19 protein-coding genes and 3 pseudogenes are annotated in these 19,958 nt (G+C 57.0%); 9 read left to right on the top strand and 13 right to left on the bottom strand.

Features of this window, described 5'->3' with window-relative positions:
• Positions 1-54: 54 nt before the first annotated feature.
• Positions 55-246, bottom strand: coding sequence for a hypothetical protein (locus HJB83_RS22675; protein WP_221159637.1), 192 nt, complete (start codon positions 244-246; stop codon positions 55-57).
• A gap of 319 nt (positions 247-565) precedes the next feature.
• Between HJB83_RS22675 and HJB83_RS22670 the strand changes: the two genes are divergently transcribed.
• Positions 566-1,501 carry an NAD(P)-binding domain-containing protein gene (locus HJB83_RS22670; protein ID WP_221159636.1) on the top strand — a complete coding sequence of 312 codons (936 nt, stop codon included), beginning with the start codon at positions 566-568 and terminating at the stop codon, positions 1,499-1,501.
• Positions 1,502-1,530: 29 nt separating this feature from the next.
• Positions 1,531-2,276, top strand: a protein-coding gene (locus tag HJB83_RS22665) for an IS5 family transposase (protein ID WP_409079156.1) whose coding sequence is annotated in 2 segments (ribosomal slippage) — positions 1,531-1,872 and positions 1,875-2,276 — 744 coding nt in all. Because the reading frame shifts where the segments join, the coding sequence is not laid out codon by codon here.
• Positions 2,277-2,576: 300 nt separating this feature from the next.
• On the opposite strand, the gene HJB83_RS22660 is transcribed toward HJB83_RS22665, so the two are convergent.
• The gene (locus tag HJB83_RS22660) at positions 2,577-3,491 is read right to left on the bottom strand and encodes a LysR family transcriptional regulator (RefSeq protein WP_259671387.1); all 915 of its coding nucleotides are present in this window, start codon (positions 3,489-3,491) and stop codon (positions 2,577-2,579) included.
• 116 nt (positions 3,492-3,607) lie between these two features.
• On the opposite strand from HJB83_RS22660, the gene HJB83_RS22655 reads away from it, so the two are divergent.
• Positions 3,608-4,009 carry an SgcJ/EcaC family oxidoreductase gene (locus tag HJB83_RS22655; RefSeq protein WP_221159634.1) on the top strand — a complete coding sequence of 134 codons (402 nt, stop codon included), beginning with the start codon at positions 3,608-3,610 and terminating at the stop codon, positions 4,007-4,009.
• Between the two features lie 437 nt (positions 4,010-4,446).
• Here the strand turns inward: HJB83_RS22655 and HJB83_RS22650 are convergent, their stop codons facing one another.
• On the bottom strand, positions 4,447-5,277 hold the full coding sequence (locus HJB83_RS22650; RefSeq protein ID WP_221159633.1) for an N-acyl homoserine lactonase family protein: 831 nt from the start codon (positions 5,275-5,277) through the stop codon (positions 4,447-4,449).
• 135 nt (positions 5,278-5,412) lie between these two features.
• Here HJB83_RS22650 and HJB83_RS22645 point away from each other — a divergent pair, with 135 nt between their 5' ends.
• Positions 5,413-6,282 (top strand): helix-turn-helix domain-containing protein, encoded by an 870-nt coding sequence (locus tag HJB83_RS22645; protein WP_259671386.1) that lies wholly within the window; start codon positions 5,413-5,415, stop codon positions 6,280-6,282.
• Positions 6,283-6,611: 329 nt separating this feature from the next.
• Positions 6,612-7,007 carry a LysR family transcriptional regulator gene (locus tag HJB83_RS34770; RefSeq protein WP_221159658.1) on the top strand — a complete coding sequence of 132 codons (396 nt, stop codon included), beginning with the start codon at positions 6,612-6,614 and terminating at the stop codon, positions 7,005-7,007.
• On the opposite strand, the pseudogene HJB83_RS22635 reads toward HJB83_RS34770, so the two are convergent.
• From HJB83_RS22635 to HJB83_RS22595, 9 genes and pseudogenes are all read right to left on the bottom strand, one after another.
• A pseudogene (locus HJB83_RS22635) lies at positions 6,954-7,640 on the bottom strand (IS1595 family transposase); the annotation flags it as partial. The gene HJB83_RS34770 and the pseudogene HJB83_RS22635 overlap by 54 nt on opposite strands.
• Before the next feature lie 118 nt (positions 7,641-7,758).
• Positions 7,759-7,926 (bottom strand): annotated as a pseudogene (locus tag HJB83_RS22630) (IS21-like element helper ATPase IstB); the annotation flags it as partial.
• Positions 7,927-7,931: 5 nt separating this feature from the next.
• A pseudogene (locus HJB83_RS22625) lies at positions 7,932-8,171 on the bottom strand (IS21 family transposase); the annotation flags it as partial.
• A gap of 146 nt (positions 8,172-8,317) precedes the next feature.
• Positions 8,318-9,055 carry a hypothetical protein gene (locus HJB83_RS22620; RefSeq protein ID WP_221159630.1) on the bottom strand — a complete coding sequence of 246 codons (738 nt, stop codon included), beginning with the start codon at positions 9,053-9,055 and terminating at the stop codon, positions 8,318-8,320.
• Complete coding sequence (locus tag HJB83_RS22615; protein WP_221159629.1) at positions 9,027-9,728, bottom strand: ABC transporter ATP-binding protein; 702 nt, start codon at positions 9,726-9,728, stop codon at positions 9,027-9,029. The genes HJB83_RS22620 and HJB83_RS22615 overlap by 29 nt, the downstream gene beginning before the upstream one ends.
• Positions 9,725-10,477 (bottom strand): ABC transporter ATP-binding protein, encoded by a 753-nt coding sequence (locus tag HJB83_RS22610; RefSeq protein ID WP_221159628.1) that lies wholly within the window; start codon positions 10,475-10,477, stop codon positions 9,725-9,727. The genes HJB83_RS22615 and HJB83_RS22610 overlap by 4 nt, the downstream gene beginning before the upstream one ends.
• Positions 10,477-11,478: a branched-chain amino acid ABC transporter permease gene (locus tag HJB83_RS22605; protein WP_221159627.1), complete on the bottom strand. Its 1,002-nt coding sequence runs from the start codon at positions 11,476-11,478 to the stop codon at positions 10,477-10,479. The genes HJB83_RS22610 and HJB83_RS22605 overlap by 1 nt, the downstream gene beginning before the upstream one ends.
• Before the next feature lie 3 nt (positions 11,479-11,481).
• Positions 11,482-12,348, bottom strand: coding sequence for a branched-chain amino acid ABC transporter permease (locus HJB83_RS22600; protein WP_221159626.1), 867 nt, complete (start codon positions 12,346-12,348; stop codon positions 11,482-11,484).
• 22 nt (positions 12,349-12,370) lie between these two features.
• Positions 12,371-13,645, bottom strand: coding sequence for an ABC transporter substrate-binding protein (locus tag HJB83_RS22595; protein ID WP_221159625.1), 1,275 nt, complete (start codon positions 13,643-13,645; stop codon positions 12,371-12,373).
• Positions 13,646-14,126: 481 nt separating this feature from the next.
• Here HJB83_RS22595 and HJB83_RS34240 point away from each other — a divergent pair, with 481 nt between their 5' ends.
• The 3 genes from HJB83_RS34240 (at position 14,127) to HJB83_RS22585 (ending at position 17,067) form a co-directional block, all read left to right on the top strand.
• Entirely contained in the window at positions 14,127-14,840 is a 714-nt protein-coding gene (locus HJB83_RS34240; RefSeq protein WP_259671385.1) for a GMC family oxidoreductase N-terminal domain-containing protein, read from the top strand.
• A gap of 87 nt (positions 14,841-14,927) precedes the next feature.
• Complete coding sequence (locus tag HJB83_RS34235) at positions 14,928-15,557, top strand: GMC oxidoreductase (protein WP_259671384.1); 630 nt, start codon at positions 14,928-14,930, stop codon at positions 15,555-15,557.
• A gap of 85 nt (positions 15,558-15,642) precedes the next feature.
• Positions 15,643-17,067: an aldehyde dehydrogenase family protein gene (locus HJB83_RS22585; protein ID WP_221159624.1), complete on the top strand. Its 1,425-nt coding sequence runs from the start codon at positions 15,643-15,645 to the stop codon at positions 17,065-17,067.
• 66 nt (positions 17,068-17,133) lie between these two features.
• On the opposite strand, the gene HJB83_RS22580 is transcribed toward HJB83_RS22585, so the two are convergent.
• Positions 17,134-18,783: a choline dehydrogenase gene (locus tag HJB83_RS22580; RefSeq protein ID WP_221159623.1), complete on the bottom strand. Its 1,650-nt coding sequence runs from the start codon at positions 18,781-18,783 to the stop codon at positions 17,134-17,136.
• Between the two features lie 323 nt (positions 18,784-19,106).
• Between HJB83_RS22580 and HJB83_RS22575 the strand changes: the two genes are divergently transcribed.
• Positions 19,107-19,916 (top strand): aspartate/glutamate racemase family protein, encoded by an 810-nt coding sequence (locus tag HJB83_RS22575; RefSeq protein ID WP_221159622.1) that lies wholly within the window; start codon positions 19,107-19,109, stop codon positions 19,914-19,916.
• The last annotated feature ends 42 nt before the right edge of the window (positions 19,917-19,958 follow it).

Here is a 19,958-nt window from a genome sequence, read left to right as displayed (position 1 = left end):
CATCCAGTCCACACCTGGCGGGACCGCAAGGGCCAGCCAGCGCAAGTACACAGGTCATTTCGCTCTGACGAAGTTCAATACAGGGGCGCACAAGGAGATGAGGATCGCATTCGACGCTTTATAGAGCGCATAGGCCGGTGATTTCCCAAAGGCTCCTCGGCTAAACGGCGGACCAATATCGATCCAGCTAAAGCCAGCCGCACAAATGACGCGCGCTTCCTGATCAGTTTGATCTGTGTCATCCATTTTAACAACTTCTCCATTTGCCTGAATGTGGCATTCGCAGGCGCCACTCTTCCAAACAGCATGGTGAGCATGGTCTGTGGAATGCTGCCATCAGTCAATGAGTCCTTTCTTGCTGAGTGTCGTCCATGTCGGCCAGAGGGTTTACACCAAACCCGTCTGGCCTAAGTCAGGCAGATCCAACCTTACATCCGCGCGCAGGTCGTACACGAGCAAGTGAGGACGAACTATGCAGGGGCAATCGTCTCATAAAAATGTTGACATTACTACTTTAATAATGTCATGTTCCTTGCAATTTCTCGGTTTGCGCATGGAGGACTAAGTGAAAGAAACAATCTCTGTAATCGGCACGGGCAACATGGGAGCGGCCATATCGGAACGGCTCATACGATGCGGCTATGACGTAACGATATTCAATCGAACTGCGGAACGGCTACAGTCACTAGTGGCAATCGGAGCAAAGGTCGCCGGTACGGCAGTAGAAGCGATCAATGCTTCAGAATTCGCGATGATCGTGCTGCTGGACGAAAAGGCAATCCGGGAGGCGGTCGTCAACGGTCTGGGAGACGCCGATATTAGTGCGAAGCGTCTGATGTCCGTAAGTTATACCTCGTTGAACGAGATCATCTCTCTTGAAAAAACATTCAATCGTTCGGGGGCCCGACTTTCTGAAGTGAGCATAATGGGGTACCCGGATCAGATACTTGCTGCTGAAGCGCGATTTGTGCTGGCAGGGCCGCGGCAGGACTTCGATAGTTGGTTGGGAATATTTATGCAGCTCGGTCAACGAGTGGATTATGTTGGAGAATGCGGTAACGCTACGAAAGCCGAGATGGCAAATTGGCTCTCCTACGCACTCCAGATGATCTCAATCGCCTATCCCGCAGCCGTTTACAAACGGGAGGGGCTGCCCCTTTCCGTACTATCGGGTATCTTCACTGATAACCCTAATAAGCGGATCCCCGGAGCGGACGTCGCCATCTCGTCAATGGGTGACAGGGAATACAAGCCCCGCTTTACAGTTGGCGCATTTTTAGCATCTATCGACATCGTGATAGACTACACGCGCAGTCAAGGCATGCCTGCCTCGCTATATGAAGGTGTTCGGGAAGTTTACCAGCTAGCCGCGGATAGGGGGCTTGGTAATAGCGACGTGTCCGCGATCTTCGAAGTACTTTACGATACAAGCGGCTTACACTCCCAGTCAAGCTTAGGGTCCGGACCCAATAACTGGCTTCCCAAATCGGTCCAAGGGTGATTCAGTGTCTCTGTTTTGGAGGCAACGATATGACTGATTTCTTTTGGTTTTCGGATGCGCAATGGGATCGGATCGCGCCGCTTCTCCCCACGGATGTGCGGGGAATGAAGCGCGTTGATGACCGTCGAGTGCTGAGTGGGATCGTTCATGCCCTGCGATCTGGTGGCCGTTGGGCCGACTGCGCCGATGTCTACGGACCGAAGAAGACGCTTTACAACCGGTTCGTCCGCTGGTCAGAGCGCGGTATATGGGAAGGCATTTTCAGCGCACTTGCCGGGTCCGAAGACGCACCCGATCAACTGTTTATCGACAGTTCCTGCATCAAGGTGCATCGCTGTGCGGGCGGTGGAAAAGGGGGGCCTTGGCCCATGGTATCGGCCGCACGAAAGGTGGACGTAACACCAAGCTCCATGCTGTCTGCGACGAGAAAGGCCGCCCGTGCGTCCTGCTCCTGACGCCCGGAAACGTCAACGATTGCAAGGTCGCTGAGCTGTGTATCGCGGCCATGCCGCCCTCTGGCGAACTCGTCGGGTACGACAGTCAGGCTCTGCGTGAATGGCTGGAAGCGCGTGGCACCCAACCCGTGATCCCGCCACCCAAGAACCGCAAAATCCTGTATGAATACGACAAGACCGTCTACAAAAAGCGTAACGTCATCGAACGCATGTTCTGCCGCCTCAAGGATTGGCGGCGCATTGCAACGCGCTTCGACCGAAACATCCAAAACTTCATGAGCGCCATCGCACTCGCAGCTGCCGTCATCTGGTGGCTGTAACGAGTCCGGACCCTAGGGCCTTGCGGAATTACAGGACGAAGTCTGTCGCGTTCGCTCCTGGAGGACGGCCAGGCCGAACTCTCGTGTAAGTGAACCTTCGGTCGTATGCGTCTTAGTTGGCTGTTAAGCATGTGGCTTGACAAGATTCGAGCGCCCGCAAGACTGGGCTAATCGTGGTTTTAACATGTGGATGTGCGTCGAACGGCAATCACAACGGCCTGATTCAGGACTGCTAATTTCTGCAGACTTGAACGCTGAAGTTCCATAAATTCCCTTATGATCACCATGTCATGTCATTGCTTACCATATGATATTTCGGATACGGGGCTCGAGCAGCGGAATCATTTCTTTGACCTTCGGAGAGAGATTCCTTTGAGAGGCATACACAAGGTAGCTCGGCCACGGGGCCGTTGACCACTCGGGAAGTACACGGATCAACCGTTTCCTGGAAATGTCGCCATGAACCAAAGTTGGCGGCATGAGGGCAATTCCTTCGCCGATTAGAGCGAGGTGCTTGATTGCGCCAACGGAATTCGATGAAATCCGGGCTCGCGGAGTTATCTTGGCTATTTCGCCGTCAGCGGAAACCAGATTCCAAGTGGCAAGGCTGTTGGCATCCTGCTCGGGCGAAACGACAAGACACTGATGAATTGCCAGTTCGCCTGGCTGACTTATCGCGGATGACTGCTTCAGGTATCGGGGAGAGGCAACCAGTATCAGCCCGGCTTCTCCCAATCGTTTTGTCGTAAACCCTGCATCTTTGAGCGGACTTGCCCTGATGGCGATATCAAACCCTTCACCGATCAAATCCACGAGGCGGTCCGTCAGCAGCATCTCAACTTTCACGTCGGGGAACTTATTGGCGTACTCTATCACCGCCTCGCAGATAGACGTGTAGTCAAAGTCGACGGGCGCTGTGATTCTTAGGGTGCCTGATGGATGTCGCTGGAATGACGAGGCTTCTTCGCCGGCGCTTGTCAAGGCAGCCACAGCCAGCTCGGCTTTCTTGAAGAATATGCTTCCAGCGTCGGTGAGACGGAGTTTTCTGGTCGTCCGCACTAGAAGCCTTACCCCCAGCGCTTTCTCGAGGTCGGAAATTCTGTCGCTCACAGTCGAATTGGGAAGGCCCAATTCAGCCGCGGCTCTGGTGAAGCTTTCCAGCTGTACGACCCGAATGAATATCTTCGCACCATTCAAGTCCACAGACCGCTCCATTCACTATCCGCTCAGGCGGATAATATAATCGAAATGTACGGGCTAATACACCCGACTGCGGAGGTCTATCTCTGTCGCTCGTTCAGGTAAGAACGCAAAGTGTAAGGAAAAATCGCATGTCACATAACCAGGCAGACAAAATCCAAATTGAGCAGCTTATTGAAAAATATATCGGCGCTCTGAAGCAGTCGAAACCCGATGGGGTGGTTGCGTTGTTCACCTCGGATGCCGTGCTGATGGGAGCGGACGCCCCAACGGTGGAAGGGGCGGAGCAGCTTACGGCTTTCTTTGACCACGGCTTCGGTTTAATCAAACTCGAGCCCAAAATCGATATCGACGAGGTAGTCGTTACCGGAGACTTCGCGTTCGCGAGATCGCATTCGCAGGTGAGGGTCACCGTATTGCAAGACAATCAATCCCATTCCGAAGAGAATCGCGAGCTGTTCATTTTCAAAAAGGATGGCGGCGAGTGGAAGATCGCGCGGTACATGTTCAACAAGGTGCCTCCCGCCCAGTAATGGTGTGAAGAGCTAGATCTATACGGCACCTGTTGCGAGCGCTCAGCATAAGCATGCCTTTGAAAGGCCGGCTTAAAGCTCGGAGCACCCGCAATGGGCTTGGGTCGCCGAGTTAGGACCCGCCGGCGATCGCCTTTAGCCACGAGTTGGTTGCTGGTAGTTGGCGACTTGCGAAGCAAGAGGTGGGGTCGACGGTTTGATCGCCATCAAGGCGATCTTCAGTATCACCGAGGCATTCCCGCGCCGGACTCCTCTCGGGGTTCGATGCTTGTGCGGTAATCATGTGTTTCGGGAGTAAGGAACTTTACCGCGACGGCGCCTGGCCGTGACGGCTTGTTTATCGCCACGGTCGTCACGAGCGACCCATTCCCTGACATAGCTCAGGCGGCAAGAAAGCAACCGGCCAATTTGTTAACTGGCCGGTATAGCGGGTCTCGCTATTTGGCGCTTGTCGGAAAAGCCGGCAGCTTGGAGATATCCTTGGCGTCATGCTGGACGATAAGGATGGCATCCAGCGCCTTAGCGATCCCGGTCAGCCGTTCCATCGATGCCAGCGTTTCGGCGCGATCGGAGTTGAAGCCAGGTACGCCACGGTTTTGGAACTGCTCCTCGAAATGCGCGACGTCCCCGGAAAGCACGACCGGTCCGGTTTCTGCCAAGCGAACCAGCAGGCTTGTTTCGCCAGGCGTGTGGCCGGGGGTCGAGAGAATGGTCACCGTGCCGTCGCCGAAGACGTCGCGGTCGCCTGAGATGGCGTCAACCTTCGAGCCGCCGTCGAGCCACGGCTTGATGAAGGCAGGATCGACGGCGAAGGGCAGGGGATCGGCCTTGAACTGGGCCAGATCGGCTGCGCCGATCATCAGCGTTGCCTGCGGAAAGGATGCTGCCTGTCCGACATGATCGAAATGGTTGTGGCTGATACCCAGGCGAGTGATCTGCTCGGGCTTGAGGCTGATTTCGGCGAGCTGGGTCGGAATGTCCCTCGCCAGCGTTGGCGCAAGCACCGCCTTTGAATCGAGCTTCGCCCCGAGGAGAGCGGCCGGCAATCCGGCGTCCCATAGCATGTAGTCCCGGTCGTGACGGATTACATAGCAGCTGTCGGTCAGCGTCCGCTTCTCGCCGACATGATTGTAGGTATCGGAAAACAGCGATAGGTCGCGGACCTCGATTTCGCCGCAATCGAGCCGCCAGAGTTCGACCTCGGCGGAGTGCGCCGTGGATGCCGCCAGGGCAGCGGTGGAAAAGAGGATTGTTGCAATCGGGTTCATTCTGGTCTCCTTGGGTGTGGAGACCGCTTTTGACGCATCCCGTTCGCCGTGGAGGGTCCGGTTCGAACGATTTCGAGCCCGAAACGCTCACCTATGCAGTTTTTTATCGGCACGACCTGCGTTATCGTTGCGCCCATGAACATTCATTATAAAAGCAGCGATGACGACCATCTCAGGTCCGTGCTCGTGGAGCGCCTGCGGCCGATAATGGCGCCGGACGGCACGGCCGGACGATATGCGCACGGCCACCAGCTCTTTTCCTACTGTTCCCTGGACCGGGAGCGTCTGAAGGCGATCGAGCTGCCCTGCCCCCTCATCGGCATCATGTTGAGGGGGCGCAAGGAAGTGTGGCTTGGCGACACGCCGCATTTCTTCCAGCCGGGCACTGTCTTCGTTCTGCCGGCGCATGTGCCGATGGACATCGTCAATATTCCGGCCGGGCCGACCTCCTCTTATGAATCCTTGTTGCTGGAGGTGCCGGCGCTGCCGGCCGGCATGGCGCCACTGATGGGAGGCGAGAAGACGAGTACAGGCGACGGTCACCGTCAGTTCCGCATACCGCTCGATTCAGATCTGGTTCAAACACTCGTTCATGCAGCAACCGGGATCGCCAGCGAGGCGCTGGGGGATGCGGTCAAGGCCGTGCGATTAACGGAGGTGCTGACGCTTTTGCGGCCGCTCGCAGCCGCCCGTCCATTGTTCGAGGCCAGCCTACCTGATGAAGTGGCTTGGCTTATCGGAAGCGCGCCATCGGAGGACTGGACGGTCAGGAGGGCCGCCGACCGCCTTGGGCTCGGGGCGTCGACACTTCGCCGTCGACTTGCGATCATGGGAATGTCCTTCCGCCACATCCTTCGCATCGAGCGCCTGCGGGCTGGTCAGGCAGCACTCGCGGCTGGCGCATCGAGCCTTGCCGCAGCGGAGGCCGCCGGATACGCCTCACGCTCGCATTTTGCCCGGCGCTACAAGGAAAGCTTCGGCCAGTCACCCAGCGGTCGCTCGTAGAGGCGGACGGCCAAAGGATTGCTTTCACGACGGGGTGGATCGCACGCGTTCAATAACAAGGAATTTGTGGTCAAGAAGTCATAGACAAAAGCGTATGGTTTGAACCTGTCCCAGATCCCGTTCCAGTCGGCAGGCCCCATGGAAGTTCGCTCCTGAGGCATTAGCAAGGGTCGTCGCGCCACCTGGGCTGATCGTTGCAATCAGGACGAAGAGGACAAGGGGTGCCAAGCTTGCGGTCAAGGTTGCTCCTTTTGCTCAAAGCTCAGACCTGCCTGCCAATCGAGATTCAGAAAAGCTAATAATTGCAGTAGCTAGCATTAGCTGGTCTAATGACGCCCATCCGTAACCTCGACACGTCCCTCCTTCGAACCTTCGTTGCCGTCGCGGAATGCAGGAGTATGACCGCCAGCGCCAAGCACCTTCTCCTGACCCAAGGAGCGGTCAGCCAGAAAATCGCCCGGCTGGAAGGCCTGTCGCGGCAGCAGCTCGTCATCGGGGGACGTCAAGGAATGATGCTCACGCCGGCGGGTGAGCGCCTTCTCACAAAGGCAAAGCAGATGCTGGCCGTCAATGACGAAATACGGATGGATACGACGGGTGACGCCGTCGATGGCAATAGTTCGGCTAGGCCTGCCTGTCGATCTTGTCGGCTCTGTCTTCGTTCCGGTGAAATGCGCTTGAAGCCCAACTTGTGGCGTAATCGCGACTACGGCGGCCCGCAATGAAAGGCCGGTAACGACAGCGGCTCGGGCATCGCCTGCGATGGAACCGGGGGTAACGTCTGCCGGTCTCTGCACGATTGCCATGACCGGCGTCTTCTCCGTTTTTGTCTGCCCCTTGCGGCCTCGCCCCGATGGCGGTTTGTCAGGCCGCTTTCTTGGCCGTCCGCCAAGATAGAAATGATCAATCTCGACTGTGCCGTCCAACATGTTTTCGCGCGCCACCATAAGACGCAGCGCATGACCGATCCGCCAGGCCGTGGGTTGACTTACACCGAGCGTCTCGGCGAGACGAACCGACGACAGGCCCTTCTCCGACTGCAGCAACAACCACATCGCCTTGAGCCATACGCGCAAGGGAAGTTTCGTGGCGTGCAAGGGCGTATGCGTTGTCACCGTGAACTGGAACCGGCAATCACCACTGGAGCATTGATAGAGACCCGGCCGCGCACGGCGCTTACCAGTATCGCGGCCAGCTATCGCGATCGAGCGTTTGTAACCACAAGCGGGGCAGATCCTGCCATTCGGCCATATCATGCTTTCCAGCAAACGACGGCAATGCTCCTCATCCCGGAACGCGGCGACCATGTCTTCAACAGTCCGGATATTGGAAAGCGTTGCCAGCATCATTTCAGACATAATTACCTCCTTCGGGACTGACCGTAGAATCGCATGGGAAGCACTATCTTACAACGTTTTTGCTGTCTTTGGTTGATAAAGGCCGCGTACGATTTCGCACTACTCTTGTTCGGGCCCAAATGGAGCGTGCCTGCTTCTCGGCGATCTCCGACTGCAAGAGATCACCGACGATGCGCGGCGGTTCGTGCTGCCGTTTGATGCCATTGCCCATGACCTCGTCGTAAGCGCTGCGCATTCCATAGAGCTTCAGCGTGCTCATCAGTTCGAGAACCTGTGTGCATTCCATCAGCTTGCCCTCCTGAGGCTGCCATAGCGTGCGCAGTCGGCGACCGGTTCATGGGTCAGCCGCAGCGCATCCGGGGTTTGCAGGGTTGCGGCCGGAGCCGGATCACGACTGCGGGCCAGAATGTTGATAATCACCGAGGCCGAGCAGACGCCGTGATCCAAAGCCTCCTGGCAGGCAGCATCGACAGCCGCCAGACCGTCGGTGGGAACACAGCCGAGGATGGTGACTATTTGCCGATCACCAGCCCTATTTCGCTTGGATCGGGGTCGGACCGCCATGGTCGCAGTGTTGCCAGCCCTTAAAGGCCTGACGGGACTTCATGCAATCCCCAATGCCCAAGCGTGAACGCGAGCCTTTGATCCACCATTTCAATCGTTCCTGGATCTCGGTGTCAGCTGAGCAGCATCTTCGGCGGCAAGATCGTCGCGGCGAAACCAAATCGCACGACTTGCTCCGTTGTGCGTGGTGCGCTCCAAACGGAAACATCATCCTCCGCATAAGGTGAAAGGCGGCCCGTTAGTTCGTCGGCGTTAGCTGCGAGCTTGTCAGCCAGCGGGCTGTTTCCTGCTCGAGCCGCCCAGACGTGCCCGGCCTGCTCGATTTCCCGCAGTCCGGGCAGTCTGATTGGCAAACTCTCCCGCCATAGATGAGATAGTCTTGCGACGGCCCCTGCGGCTCCTTCGAGATCGCCATGCCGATAGATGGCGACGGCGTCTGCAAACGCGCTTTTGAGGCGGCTTGCATTGACCCATTGCGTCAGGGATTTTTCCTCAAAGCCCCGATAGTATTCGGCATATTTGCTCGCCAAACGCATGTGAAACGCGTGTGCTTGGGGGGTTAGGGATGCGCGCATATGCTGGACCTCAGCCAGGACAGCATCCCACCTGGAAAATGCCCCCGTCCGAGTCTCATCCTCAGACACACCATCCGTTAGTTTAGCTATTGCCCTCAGGTGCGACCTGACGGCAAGGCATACCTCGGTTTCGAGCTTGGCCAAACCATCAAGTCTGACGCGTCCGAGTGCGCTTCTGATGTCGACCCCAGAGCGAGCACGATCACTCAATTTCCAGAGGAGACCAATAGTGTCTTCGTTGTCCGGATTAGACACCGATATATGCGACTCGGACATGTTCGTTATCCTTCATGTCGGTAGCCATGCCTTGAAGAGAAATTCGTCCCTGCTCCAGAACTGCGGCCTTTACGCTCAGACCCAATGCCACATTGGCATTCTGCTCCACGAGAAGAACCGACTTGCCCTCGGCGTTGATCGACCTGATCACCTCAGCCATCGCAGCGACCATCACCGGCGAAAGACCCATCGACGGTTCATCCATCAAAACGAGTTTTGGTGCGGCCATGATAGCCCGCCCGATCGCCAGCATCTGCTGCTCACCGCCGCTTAACGTGTTGGCGTATTGCTTGCGCCGTTCGGCAAGCCTTGGGAAGACGCTACAGATGTTGTCGTAGTCGCGCTTGACCGCGACGTGATCACGCCTGAGATAAGCGCCGATCTTGAGGTTTTCATCGACCGTGAGCTCTGGAAAGACGTGACGACCTTCCGGGACATGGGCGATACCGCGTTCGACGATCGCCTTTGGCGTAAGGCTCTCGATCGCCTCTCCCTCGAACAAAATACTCCCTGAACTTGGTCTGACGAGACCGGAGATCGAGCGCATGATCGTGCTCTTGCCGGCGCCATTGGAGCCGATGATACAATTGATGCCGTGGTCAAAGGACAGCGAAATATCGTGGACCGCAGCGACACGACCGTAGTGGACGACCAGGTTGCGAAGCTCTATCATGCGGTAGTTCCCAAATAGGCGGACATCACTTCAGGATGGCGTCGAACATGTTCAGGCGTACCTTCCGTCAACACACGACCGAAGTTTAAAACAGTGATGACGTCGCAAAGGCGCATGACTGTGCGCATATCGTGCTCCACCAGTACCACCGTCGTGCCGCTCTTGCGGATTTCCCGAAGCATTTCGACCAGGCGGTCCTTTTCACTGGCTGTCATGCCCGTAAACGGTTCGTCCAGCAGAAGGACGCGCGGCCTGGCGGCAAGCGCGATCGCAATGCCAAGAACCCGCTGTTGGCCGTGAGACAGATCGCGTGCCGCACTGTGTTTCAGGTCCGTCAGCCGTGAGAAAACAAGGAGCCTCTCGACTTCGTCGCGCCTTGATTTTGCATAGGCATTGCTCTCCACAATCCAATCGACCCAGGAGCTCGATGCTTTTGCCAAGAGGCCGTTGCCAATATTCTGCTCCACCGTCTGTTCGGGAAAAAGCACGGTCCCTTGGAAGGTGCGCACCAGTCCGTTGCGTGCGCGAAGACTGGTCGATAGCGACGTGACGTCCTTGCCATCCAATTCGACACGGCCGGCGGTCGGACGATAAAAGCCCGTAATGAGGCTAAATAGGGTGGTCTTACCCGCACCGTTCGGCCCGATCAGCCCGTGAATGCTTCCACGCTCGACGCTAAACGTCACGTCGTTGACAGCCGTAAGCCCGCCGAACTTTTTAGTGACTCCATGTAACGATAGGATTGTCATCACGCATCTCCTTTCGAAGGCGCTGCCATACGACTTGGAGTGCCGGGCGTTTGCTTGGCTACCGGAACTGCGGCAAAGCCGATCAGTCGTTCCAATCCTTGCGGCCAGAAGAGCATGACCAAGATGAGAATGACGCCGTAAACGCCAGGCCGCAATTCGTCGGCAAAACGCAAGGACTCGTCAAATCCCATCAACAAGATGCCTCCCAGGATCACACCATAGAAGGAGCGTGTCCCGCCAACGATTGCCCAGATCATCAGATAAAGTGCGAAGTTGAGGTTGAAGCGGTTGGGCGTAACGGTTCCGAAGGCATAGGCAAGCAGGACGCCAGCAACGCCTGCAAATATGGCTGATATGACGAAGGCAATGCGGCGATATCTCCTGGTGTCGATCCCAACGGCCTGAGCAAGCACATCTTGCTGCTCAATCGTCCGCCAGATTTGCCCCAAACGCGACTGTTCGATGCTCCAGATGATGAGCAGACAGACGACGCAAACCGTCAGCGCAAGATAGAAGAACGCTGCGGGGTGCCCAAAGTCGATGGCGAAATTGCCGATACGCAGAAAGGGCGGGGAGATCCCCGAAAAGCCCCGCGTGCCGCCGAAATAGTTGAATTTGCGCCAGAGCAGGCGAACGGCTTCCGCAGCGCCGAACGTCCCCATCAGGAAGTAGAAGCCGCGCATCTTCAGGAGAGGAAAGCTGAGGACTGCCGCAACCAAGCCTGCCACTAGAGCACCGGCAAGAAGCGACACCATGAAGGGTGCTCCCCAGTCCTTGACGAGGATTGCGGCTGTATAGGCGCCCACGCCCTGAAGGACGACGTGGGCGAAGGACCATTCGCCCGTGAGCACAACAATGCGATAGCTCGACAGCATGAGCACCATGATCACGATTTCGGTGGAGAAGGAGACGTAGTAGTCTCCCGTCACCGCAGGGATCATGGCAGCCGCAGCAAGCGCTAGAACCGCGGCACTGAGACCAATTTTTTTCCGAGCGTCCATGAGTTAAACTTTCTGCGCCTTACCCATCAGTCCGCTTGGCATGACGATGAGCACGACGAGCATCAGGCACAGGCCCGCAATGCTGGCGATTGTGCTGTCAAAGTACGCTGAGACGAAGGTGAAGAACGTTGAGTAGATGATTGCAGCCAGGATCGCACCCTCCATGGAGCCGATCCCGCCAAGAATGATCACAATGAAGGCGGTGATGATGATGGGCTGACCCATGTAGGGGCTGACCCGAACGATCGGAGCCATCAATCCACCGGCAACACCGGCAAGCGCTGCACTGAGCGCCATCGCCATCAGCGAAATAGTGCCGATCGAAATCCCCTGAAGGCAGGCGGCGTCACGGTCCTGCGCAACGGCGCGAAGCGCCCAGCCGAACCGGGTCGTCCGCAACAAAATTGTCAGACCGCCCAGCAGAACGATCGCGGCCGCGATCACGAACAGGCGGTGAAGTGGCATATTGGCGCCGGCAATTTTTACGACGCCCGTAAACGGGCTATCGACCAGGTAATTCGCGTTCACGCCAAAGAGCCAGGCGGCTGCCGTCTGCAACACCAGCAAAACGCCGATGGTCACAATCAGTGGCCCCAAGGGGTTTCCCTTAAGCCGTCGAAAGAGGAAGAACTCCATGAACGCGCCAATGGCGGCGGTGAGCACCATGGCTGCGACGAGACCCGCCGGGTAACCGGCTCCAAGGTTGGTGCCGAAGTACCAAGTGGCGTAAGCGCCGACCATATAAAGCTCGCCATGGGCGAAGTTTTCGATGCGCATTACGCCGAAAATCAGAGCAAGACCGACCACAACGAGCGCGGAAGCCGCGCTCGCCATAGCGGAATTGAGAAGAGTCTCAATCAAGAACTGCATGTCAATCCACCGCCAGTCCGTCTTATCGCTTCTGATCGGGCATCAGTTGCTCTTCGCGCCAGCGCTTCAGGAAAACGTCTTTGTGCGCATCGTACCATGCAACCTGGTCGCCGACGTCGACGATATTGACCTTGCCATCCTTGACGGCGACGACCGGCCAGTTTCCGACCAGTGCGCTGTCGGCTCCAAAAAGTTCCTTGCCCCACCACCGCGCCTTGCCAAAGATATGCTGCGGCGGGTTGGCCTTCATGCTGGCAAGAACCTGGTCGGCATCGAAGGAACCAGCGCCCTCAACACCCTGCTTCCACACCTGAAGCGCTGCAGGGAATTCCCACGACGTGTTGTTCCATTCTTTCGGATAGGCCTTGATGAAATCCTGGTAAAATCCGGCGGGGTCGTCGAAGCCGCTTGCTGCTTTTGCGATCGAGGGATCGTCGAAGCGCGGGAAGAATGCGATCGATCCCTCCATGAACTCCTTGCTGGTGCGCGCGACCATGTCGGGCAAAAGCTCGAAACCTGCATGCAGGATCTTGCCTTTGAAGCCCTGCGTGAACAGTTGCTCAACGAGAAGAAGCGCGACAGAGGGGTAGCTGGTATCGATGCAGGCCACATCTGGCTTGGCCGAAAGCATGGCACTCACGACAGGCGCAAAGTCCGTCGTGGAATTGTCGAAATATTGATCGGCGACGATCTGAAAATCGTGGGCGTCAAAGCCGGCGCGCCATGCCGCAAGCGAGGAGCGGCCCGTGACGTCATCCTGCGCGCAAAGCGCAACCGTCTTGGCTGCAGGTTCTGTCTTGCGCAGATATTGGACGCCAAGACCAAAATAAAACGGATGAATTTCAACCGGTGCAATCAGATACTTTGCGCCGGCGTTGAGGTCCGACACGTAGAGCGTCGACGTCAGCATCTTGTTGCGGTTCGAAAAATCTTGAAGGGCCGACCAGTCGTCGCCGCCGATGACCATGGTGAATTTCACATCCTGATCCACGAAGGCGCGTGCACCTTGCAGGGTCTTCTCGGCAATGTAGGCTCCATCGAAGGAGACGACCTCGACGCTGTATTTTTCACCTTTCACGGTCAAGCCACCGGCCTTGTTGAGACGATTGGCCCAGATTTCCGCGCCATTCTTGGCCGGCAGGCCCCAGAGGGACAGGTCACCGGTCTCGGGAACCAGCGCGCCGACTTTGACGGTCTTGTCTGCAGCGCGCAAAATTGATGGCATTGCCAGCAGTGTAGTACAAGACGCAGCCGAAATCAGGGCCTGGCGACGGGTTAAAGAAAGGGACTTGCTCAAGACGTGCTCTCCTCTGAATTGATTTTCAATCTTATTGACCAGCTGTACTGTTAATTTGACTGGTGCGTCAGATTATGAACTAATCAGTCGAATTCGCAAGTGGATTCGTAACGCAAAAGTACACGGCCCTTTGAGGCGGAATGGCGCAGTTCGCACGGGCCGGGGCCGGCATGACGATCGCGGCGAGGTCAGGGAGACATGGAAGGATGAGTATGGAGTTCGATTTCATCGTGGTTGGCGCGGGGTCTGCTGGATGCGCTGTGGCGTCACGGCTGTCGCAGGATCCATCATGCTCGTTTCTAGAGAGGCTGCTCGGTGAAGATCCTCGCAACTGGAAATTTCCTGACCGAACACGAGCCATATTTGAACGGCCGAAGGGTCGTACATCCGCGCGGCCGGCTGCTTGCTGGAGGCGGGCGGAATCACGACAACTGGGCAGTGGACATGCCTCTCGCGGTGTGGCTCCTCGTCGATCAACGGCATGGTCTATACCAGAGGACATCCGCTTGATTTCGAGAGCTGGAAGCAAGAGGCAGGCTGCCATGGCTGGGGCTATACCGACGTTCTTCCCTACTTCAAGCGCGCCGAAACTTGTCTCGCTGGAGGAGATACCTACCGCGGTGGCGATGGTCCGCTGATGGTCACCAAGCCTGATCTCAGCCGCGAGCCGTTAAACAGTGCGTTCATGAAAGCTGGAGAGGAGGCCGGGTATCCGGCAACGCCCGACAGCAATGGCTACCAGATGGAGGGTTTTGGCCCCAACGAACAGACGATCTTTCAAGGCCGGCGCTGGAGTGCGGCGCGCGCCTATCTCGACGGTGCAAGGAAGCGTCGCAATCTTAAGGTCGTCCGCGACGTGCTGGTTGACAAGGTTGCATTAACACGGGGCCGGGCCACGGACGTTGTCTATTTTAGTGGCCAGCAGCGATCGGTTGCGCGAGCAAGGCGAGAGATCATTTTGTCGGCCGGGTCTTTTGGCACCCCGGCAATCCTCCTGCGTTCAGGAATCGGACCGGCCGAGGAGTTGCGCGACCTCGGCATCGATCCTCTCATTGCCTCGCCGGACGTCGGTCGAAACCTGCAGGATCATCCTGATGTCACGATTCAGTTTTGGGCCGCAGGCTCGGTCGGTCTATTCTCCGCCACACGAGGTGTCAGAAAGATCATGACGGGCCTGCAATGGTTCTCGCTGTAATCCGGCCTTGCCGCGAGCAACCAGTTTGAAGCCGCCGCCTATCTGAGGACCCGTGCCGGCATCCCATATCCAAACCTGAAGCTTGAGTTGCTGCCGCTTGCCTTTCAGCATGACAGCTTCGATCCGCATCCAGGACCATCCTTCCAGATCCACATGACGCTGCTTCGTGCCGAAAGCCGGGGCCGTGTCGCCCTCGTGAGCGCAAACCCCGTACAGTTGCCATCAGTGGTGTTCAACTATCTCCAGGATCCCCGCGACATTATGGTCCTGCGCGAAGCCATCCGGCTTACCCGGGAAATCGTCGCTCAACCGGCATTCCAGGGCCGCGATGTTCAGGCCGATGATGCGATCGACGCCTGGCTGAGGGATCACGTTGCGACCGCCTACCACCCGGCTGGGACGTGCAGAATGGGCAACGACGCGGCAAGTGTCGTCGATCCGGATCTCAAAGTGCGAGGTGTCGATGGGTTAAGGATAGCTGATGCCTCGATCATGCCGCTTGAGGTCAGTGCCAACCTCAATGCGTCGACCATCATGATCGGCGAAAAAGCCGCCGACCTGATCCTCGGCAGGGCTCTTGCACCGCAGTCCGCCCCCTTCTGGACCAATCCAAATTGGAAAACCGCGCAGCGCTGGAACGCGATATACGCACTAAACAAAAAAACTGACCCACTGGACAGATTTTTCATGCTCCAGTACGAATGGCAGGGACGATAAGCGTAAAAGTGCCCTCCCGCTAAGTTGAGGGCGCCGTCCAGGGGAGATGTCCACCCTTGCGTCGGCAAACAAAAGGATCATGAGGATGGATCATTTTTCGAAGTTTTTTATTGATGGCGCCTGGATAGAGCCGTTTTCTGCTCGCTTCATGGATGTCATCGATCCTGCCACTGAAAAACCTTTCGCACGCATCGCTCTCGGGTCCGCAGACGATGTTGATGCCGCCGTTAAGGCCGCACGGCGCGCCTTTGACGCCTATTCCCAAACGTCGGTTTCTGACCGAATTGCGTTTTTCAAACGCGTGCTCGATATCTTCAAGCGCCGTCAGCATGAAATGGCCGATATCGTCACGCGGGAAATGGGCTCGCCAATCACTTTCAGCATCGAAGCCCAAACGGCGACCTGCGTCGCACATCTCGAAGCGATTATCGAGATCCTCGGCAATTACAGCTTCCAAGAGCAAAGTGGCACGACCCTGATCGCCAAGGAGCCGATAGGCGTTGTTGGTCTCATTACGCCTTGGAACTGGCCGATCAATCAGGTCATCTGCAAGGTGCTTCCCGCGCTTGCCGCAGGCTGCACGATCGTCTTGAAGCCCAGTGAAGTCGCGCCGCTGGATGCCACGATTTTTGCCGAGATCCTCGACGAGGCCGGTCTCGCGCCTGGCGTCTTCAATCTAGTCAATGGCGAGGGGCCGATCGTCGGCGAAGCCATGTCTTCTCACCCCGATATCGACATGGTTTCCTTTACCGGTTCGACCCGTGCCGGCGTGCGTGTCGCCAAAGCTGCCGCCGACACCGTCAAGCGTGTGACGCAGGAATTGGGTGGCAAGTCCGCCAACATCCTGCTCGATGACGTCGACCTGTCAACGGCTGTGCGGGATGGCGTCATAGCCTGCTTTGCAAATAGCGGCCAGTCGTGTGACGCGCCGACGCGCATGCTGGTGCACCGGTCCTCTTACGCGGAGGCGCTCGATATCGCAGAGGCAACAGCGCGCGGGCAGGCCGTCGGCAATCCAGCCGATCCCGCAACCATTCTCGGTCCGGTCGCGAGCGAAATGCAGTTTTCGAAAATCCAGGCGTTGATCGGGAAAGGTATCGAGGAGGGGGCGACGGTCATCTGCGGCGGCGTTGGTAAACCAGACGGTCTCGATGTTGGATACTATGTCCGGCCAACGATTTTCGGTCATGTCTCGAATGACATGGCGATCGCCAGGGAGGAAATCTTTGGTCCCGTTCTTTGCATCTTGCCATATGACGATGAAGAGGACGCGATCCGCATCGCTAACGACACCCCCTATGGCCTGGCAGCCTATGTGCAATCGGCCGATATCGAGCGAGCACGGAAAGTCGCACGGAAATTACGGGCCGGCTCCGTCTACATCAACTATCCCGACTGGGATGCAGTCGCACCTTTCGGCGGTTACAAGCAATCGGGCAATGGTCGGGAAGCCGGACACCATTCCCTGAGCGAATATTTGGAGATCAAGGCGATGGTCGGTCACGGATAGTTTCGCAATAACGTATCGAAGATCACAAACAGCGACCAAACCCGGTTTGGCCGCCGTTCTTTTTCCTTAGTTATGTCGGAAGGAAGGCGCGTCGGAAGGTGCAAGGGGCCCAAGACCCAGAATGAGGTCGGCCGCCTTTTCCGCGATCATGATGGTCGGGGCATTCGTGTTGCCGTTTGTCGGCCGCGGCATGACCGATGCATCAACGACCCTCAGCCCCTTGATGCCGTGCACGCGCAATTGCCCATCCACAACACAGTCAGGCCCATCTCCCATTCGGCAGGTCCCGGCGTAGTGGTACCCGGTTTCGGCATGGGCGCGAATGTATTCATCCAGGAGAGTATCATCGTCGAGCGTCTTGTTGGGATGGATGCGTTCGCCGCGATATTCGCTGAGCGTTGGCATTTCCAGGATTTCGAAAGACCGCCGGATTGCTGCACGCGCCTCGACCCAGTCACGCTCTTCCGACAGGTAATTCGGTTGAATGACGGGATGGTCCTCGGGATTCGGTGATTTCAGGGAAATCCATCCGCGGCTTGCAGGCAGGCCCGGGCTAAGATGAACCTGGAAACTATGGCCCGGAGCAGAAACGCGACCGCTATATTCGGCCGCGAGCGCCACGAAATGCAGGTGAACGTCCGCATAGGCTTTCGACGGCGTCGATCGTAGGAAACCGCCGGCCTCGAAGAAATTGGATGCGCCAAGCCCGGTTTGGTTGGCAAGCCATTGGGCGCCAATCATCGCCTGCTTCAAGGGTTTGGTTGCACCATAGTAGGAAAGTGGTTTCGTGCATTTGTACGACACGATCCATTCGAGGTGATCGCCGAGGTTCTTGCCAACACCGTTGAGGTCGATCACCGGTTCGATACCCTTCGATCTCAGATCGTCGGCGTTGCCAATCCCCGACAGCATCAACAGCTGTGGTGACTGGATTGCGCCGGCACAGAGAATGATCTCGCGCTCGACGTGGGCGGTCTGAGTCTTGCCTTCGCTTCTGTAGGCCACGCTTTCGGAGCGGCGGTTTTGAAAGTTCAACTGCCCGACCATCGCCCCAGTCACGACCGTCAGGTTGGGACGGGTTTTCATGATCGGGTGCAGGTAGGCGCGCGAAGCGCTTTCGCGGATCCCGTTGTGAATCGTCGCATCGAAATAGCCAAAACCTTCCTGGCGAAAGCCATTCACGTCGGGGGTGTGCTGGTGCCCCGCCTCGTAGGCTGCCTGCAGGAAAATCTCGTAAAGGGGACTTTCTGGCTTGCCACGCGACACATGCAGCGGCCCGGTAGAGCCGCGATAGTCATTGCCCCCTTCCGAGTACGTCTCCGAACGCCTGAAATAAGGTAGGCAGTGCGCATAGTCCCAGTCGTCCAAGCCCTCGTCGAGAGCCCAGTTGTCGAAGTCCATCGCGTTTCCACGCACGTAGACCATGCCGTTGATTGTCGAAGAGCCGCCCAAACCCTTTCCCCGGAAGAATGGCAACTGCCTGTCGTTCAGCGCTTGCACTGGCTCGCTCAGGAACTGCCAGTTATAGGTCGGGCTGTTAAGAGGATAGACCAGTGCGGCTGGCATGGTAATCCTGAAGTCCCACCGACGGTCAGGACCGCCAGCTTCAAGCACCAAGACCTTCACGGCAGGGTCGGCGCTAAGCCGATTGGCAAGGACGCTCCCAGCGGATCCAGCTCCAATGATGACATAGTCAAATCGTTCGGCGACGGCCATGATATCGTTCCATAGATGACGTGGGACCTACAGATCGTGTGACCTCAACGTACATTTCGCCGGGATCCAGTTCTGACAGCCTCAGTTCCTGAAAGTCAGTTCGACTTCCTGATGAAAGTGTTGACTTGTTAGTTAAAAAAATAAACCCGTGGGTCAGAATATCGCAACGACAGCTTCCTGGTCAAGCGGCCTTGGGCCTTTACATATCGTCGTGCGATCGGACGCCAACATTGCTGGCAAAGGCCTCCAAAACATTGACTAAAGGGACAATTTAAAATACCCATTGGTCAGATCTATCAAAAACAGCGTGACGGAGAATCCAGATGCCGCGTCGGATCAATTTCATCAACCCGTTCGGGACCACAGCCTATGACGACCTCATCCAGGAAACGCTGACGCATTACGCCATGCAGGACACGCAGCTCGAGGTCACCCATCTCGAAGGCTGCCCGGCGGATATGGACTATTTTTATCCGAAGCACATGGTCGAAGCGGCTCTATTCGAAGCCGTCAGGAAATCCGAGGAAGATGGATTTGACGCTGTGATCGTCGGCTGCTGCTATGATCCGGGCGTTATGGTATCGCGTGAGCTGGTTAACATTCCGGTTATCGGTCCGTTCGAGGCAAGCTTGAACATGCTTTCCTTCTATGGACGCACCGCCGTCATTGTGGCTGATCATGTCAAAGCCGGTTCGCAGATGAAGGACAATGTCAAGCTCTACGGTGCCTCGGATAGGATCCTTGGCCTTGATGTGATCGACTGGTACGTCAAGGACATGGTACTGGACACCTCGGCGGTCGCCCATGATGTCGTCGAACAAACCGCAAAGTCGATCGAGCGCACTGGAGCCGAAGCCGTCATTTTGAACTGCACCATCATCGCAGCCTCCTACCAGAAGTTCTTGATGGACGGCGGAGAGCCGGCACCGTTCCCGATCCTCAATCCCAATCTGATGGCGCTTGGCATGGCCGAAACGCTTGCTAATCTTTACCAGAAGGGGAACTACCACGTTTCACGGCTTGGCTATTACGGTCAGCCGAAAGACCGCCACTTCCAGGCTGTCACAGAAGTCACCCTTCAGGCGTGGCGCAACGCAAAGCCGAACCTCGTGAGCAGCTACATTGCCGAATGAACAGCCGACGATCACTCGGTGAGGCACGATAAAGCCGCGACG

The sequence above is a fragment of the Rhizobium sp. NZLR11 genome, from assembly GCF_019685115.1.
Classification (GTDB): domain Bacteria; phylum Pseudomonadota; class Alphaproteobacteria; order Rhizobiales; family Rhizobiaceae; genus Rhizobium.
This window is presented reverse-complemented; position numbering and strand designations above follow the sequence as displayed.

Coding starts and splice junctions, on each gene's coding strand:
- HJB83_RS22610 (WP_221159628.1), bottom strand. CDS start 10,477: ATGACAATCCTATCGTTACATGGAGTCACTAAAAAGTTCGGCGGGCTT.
- HJB83_RS22580 (WP_221159623.1), bottom strand. CDS start 18,783: ATGGCCGTCGCCGAACGATTTGACTATGTCATCATTGGAGCTGGATCC.
- HJB83_RS34770 (WP_221159658.1), top strand. CDS start 6,612: ATGACGCCCATCCGTAACCTCGACACGTCCCTCCTTCGAACCTTCGTT.
- HJB83_RS22615 (WP_221159629.1), bottom strand. CDS start 9,728: ATGATAGAGCTTCGCAACCTGGTCGTCCACTACGGTCGTGTCGCTGCG.
- HJB83_RS22620 (WP_221159630.1), bottom strand. CDS start 9,055: ATGTCCGAGTCGCATATATCGGTGTCTAATCCGGACAACGAAGACACT.
- HJB83_RS22600 (WP_221159626.1), bottom strand. CDS start 12,348: ATGCAGTTCTTGATTGAGACTCTTCTCAATTCCGCTATGGCGAGCGCG.
- HJB83_RS34240 (WP_259671385.1), top strand. CDS start 14,127: ATGGTCTATACCAGAGGACATCCGCTTGATTTCGAGAGCTGGAAGCAA.
- HJB83_RS22655 (WP_221159634.1), top strand. CDS start 3,608: ATGTCACATAACCAGGCAGACAAAATCCAAATTGAGCAGCTTATTGAA.
- HJB83_RS22645 (WP_259671386.1), top strand. CDS start 5,413: ATGAACATTCATTATAAAAGCAGCGATGACGACCATCTCAGGTCCGTG.
- HJB83_RS22585 (WP_221159624.1), top strand. CDS start 15,643: ATGGATCATTTTTCGAAGTTTTTTATTGATGGCGCCTGGATAGAGCCG.
- HJB83_RS22650 (WP_221159633.1), bottom strand. CDS start 5,277: ATGAACCCGATTGCAACAATCCTCTTTTCCACCGCTGCCCTGGCGGCA.
- HJB83_RS22605 (WP_221159627.1), bottom strand. CDS start 11,478: ATGGACGCTCGGAAAAAAATTGGTCTCAGTGCCGCGGTTCTAGCGCTT.
- HJB83_RS22660 (WP_259671387.1), bottom strand. CDS start 3,491: ATGGAGCGGTCTGTGGACTTGAATGGTGCGAAGATATTCATTCGGGTC.
- HJB83_RS22575 (WP_221159622.1), top strand. CDS start 19,107: ATGCCGCGTCGGATCAATTTCATCAACCCGTTCGGGACCACAGCCTAT.
- HJB83_RS22675 (WP_221159637.1), bottom strand. CDS start 246: ATGGATGACACAGATCAAACTGATCAGGAAGCGCGCGTCATTTGTGCG.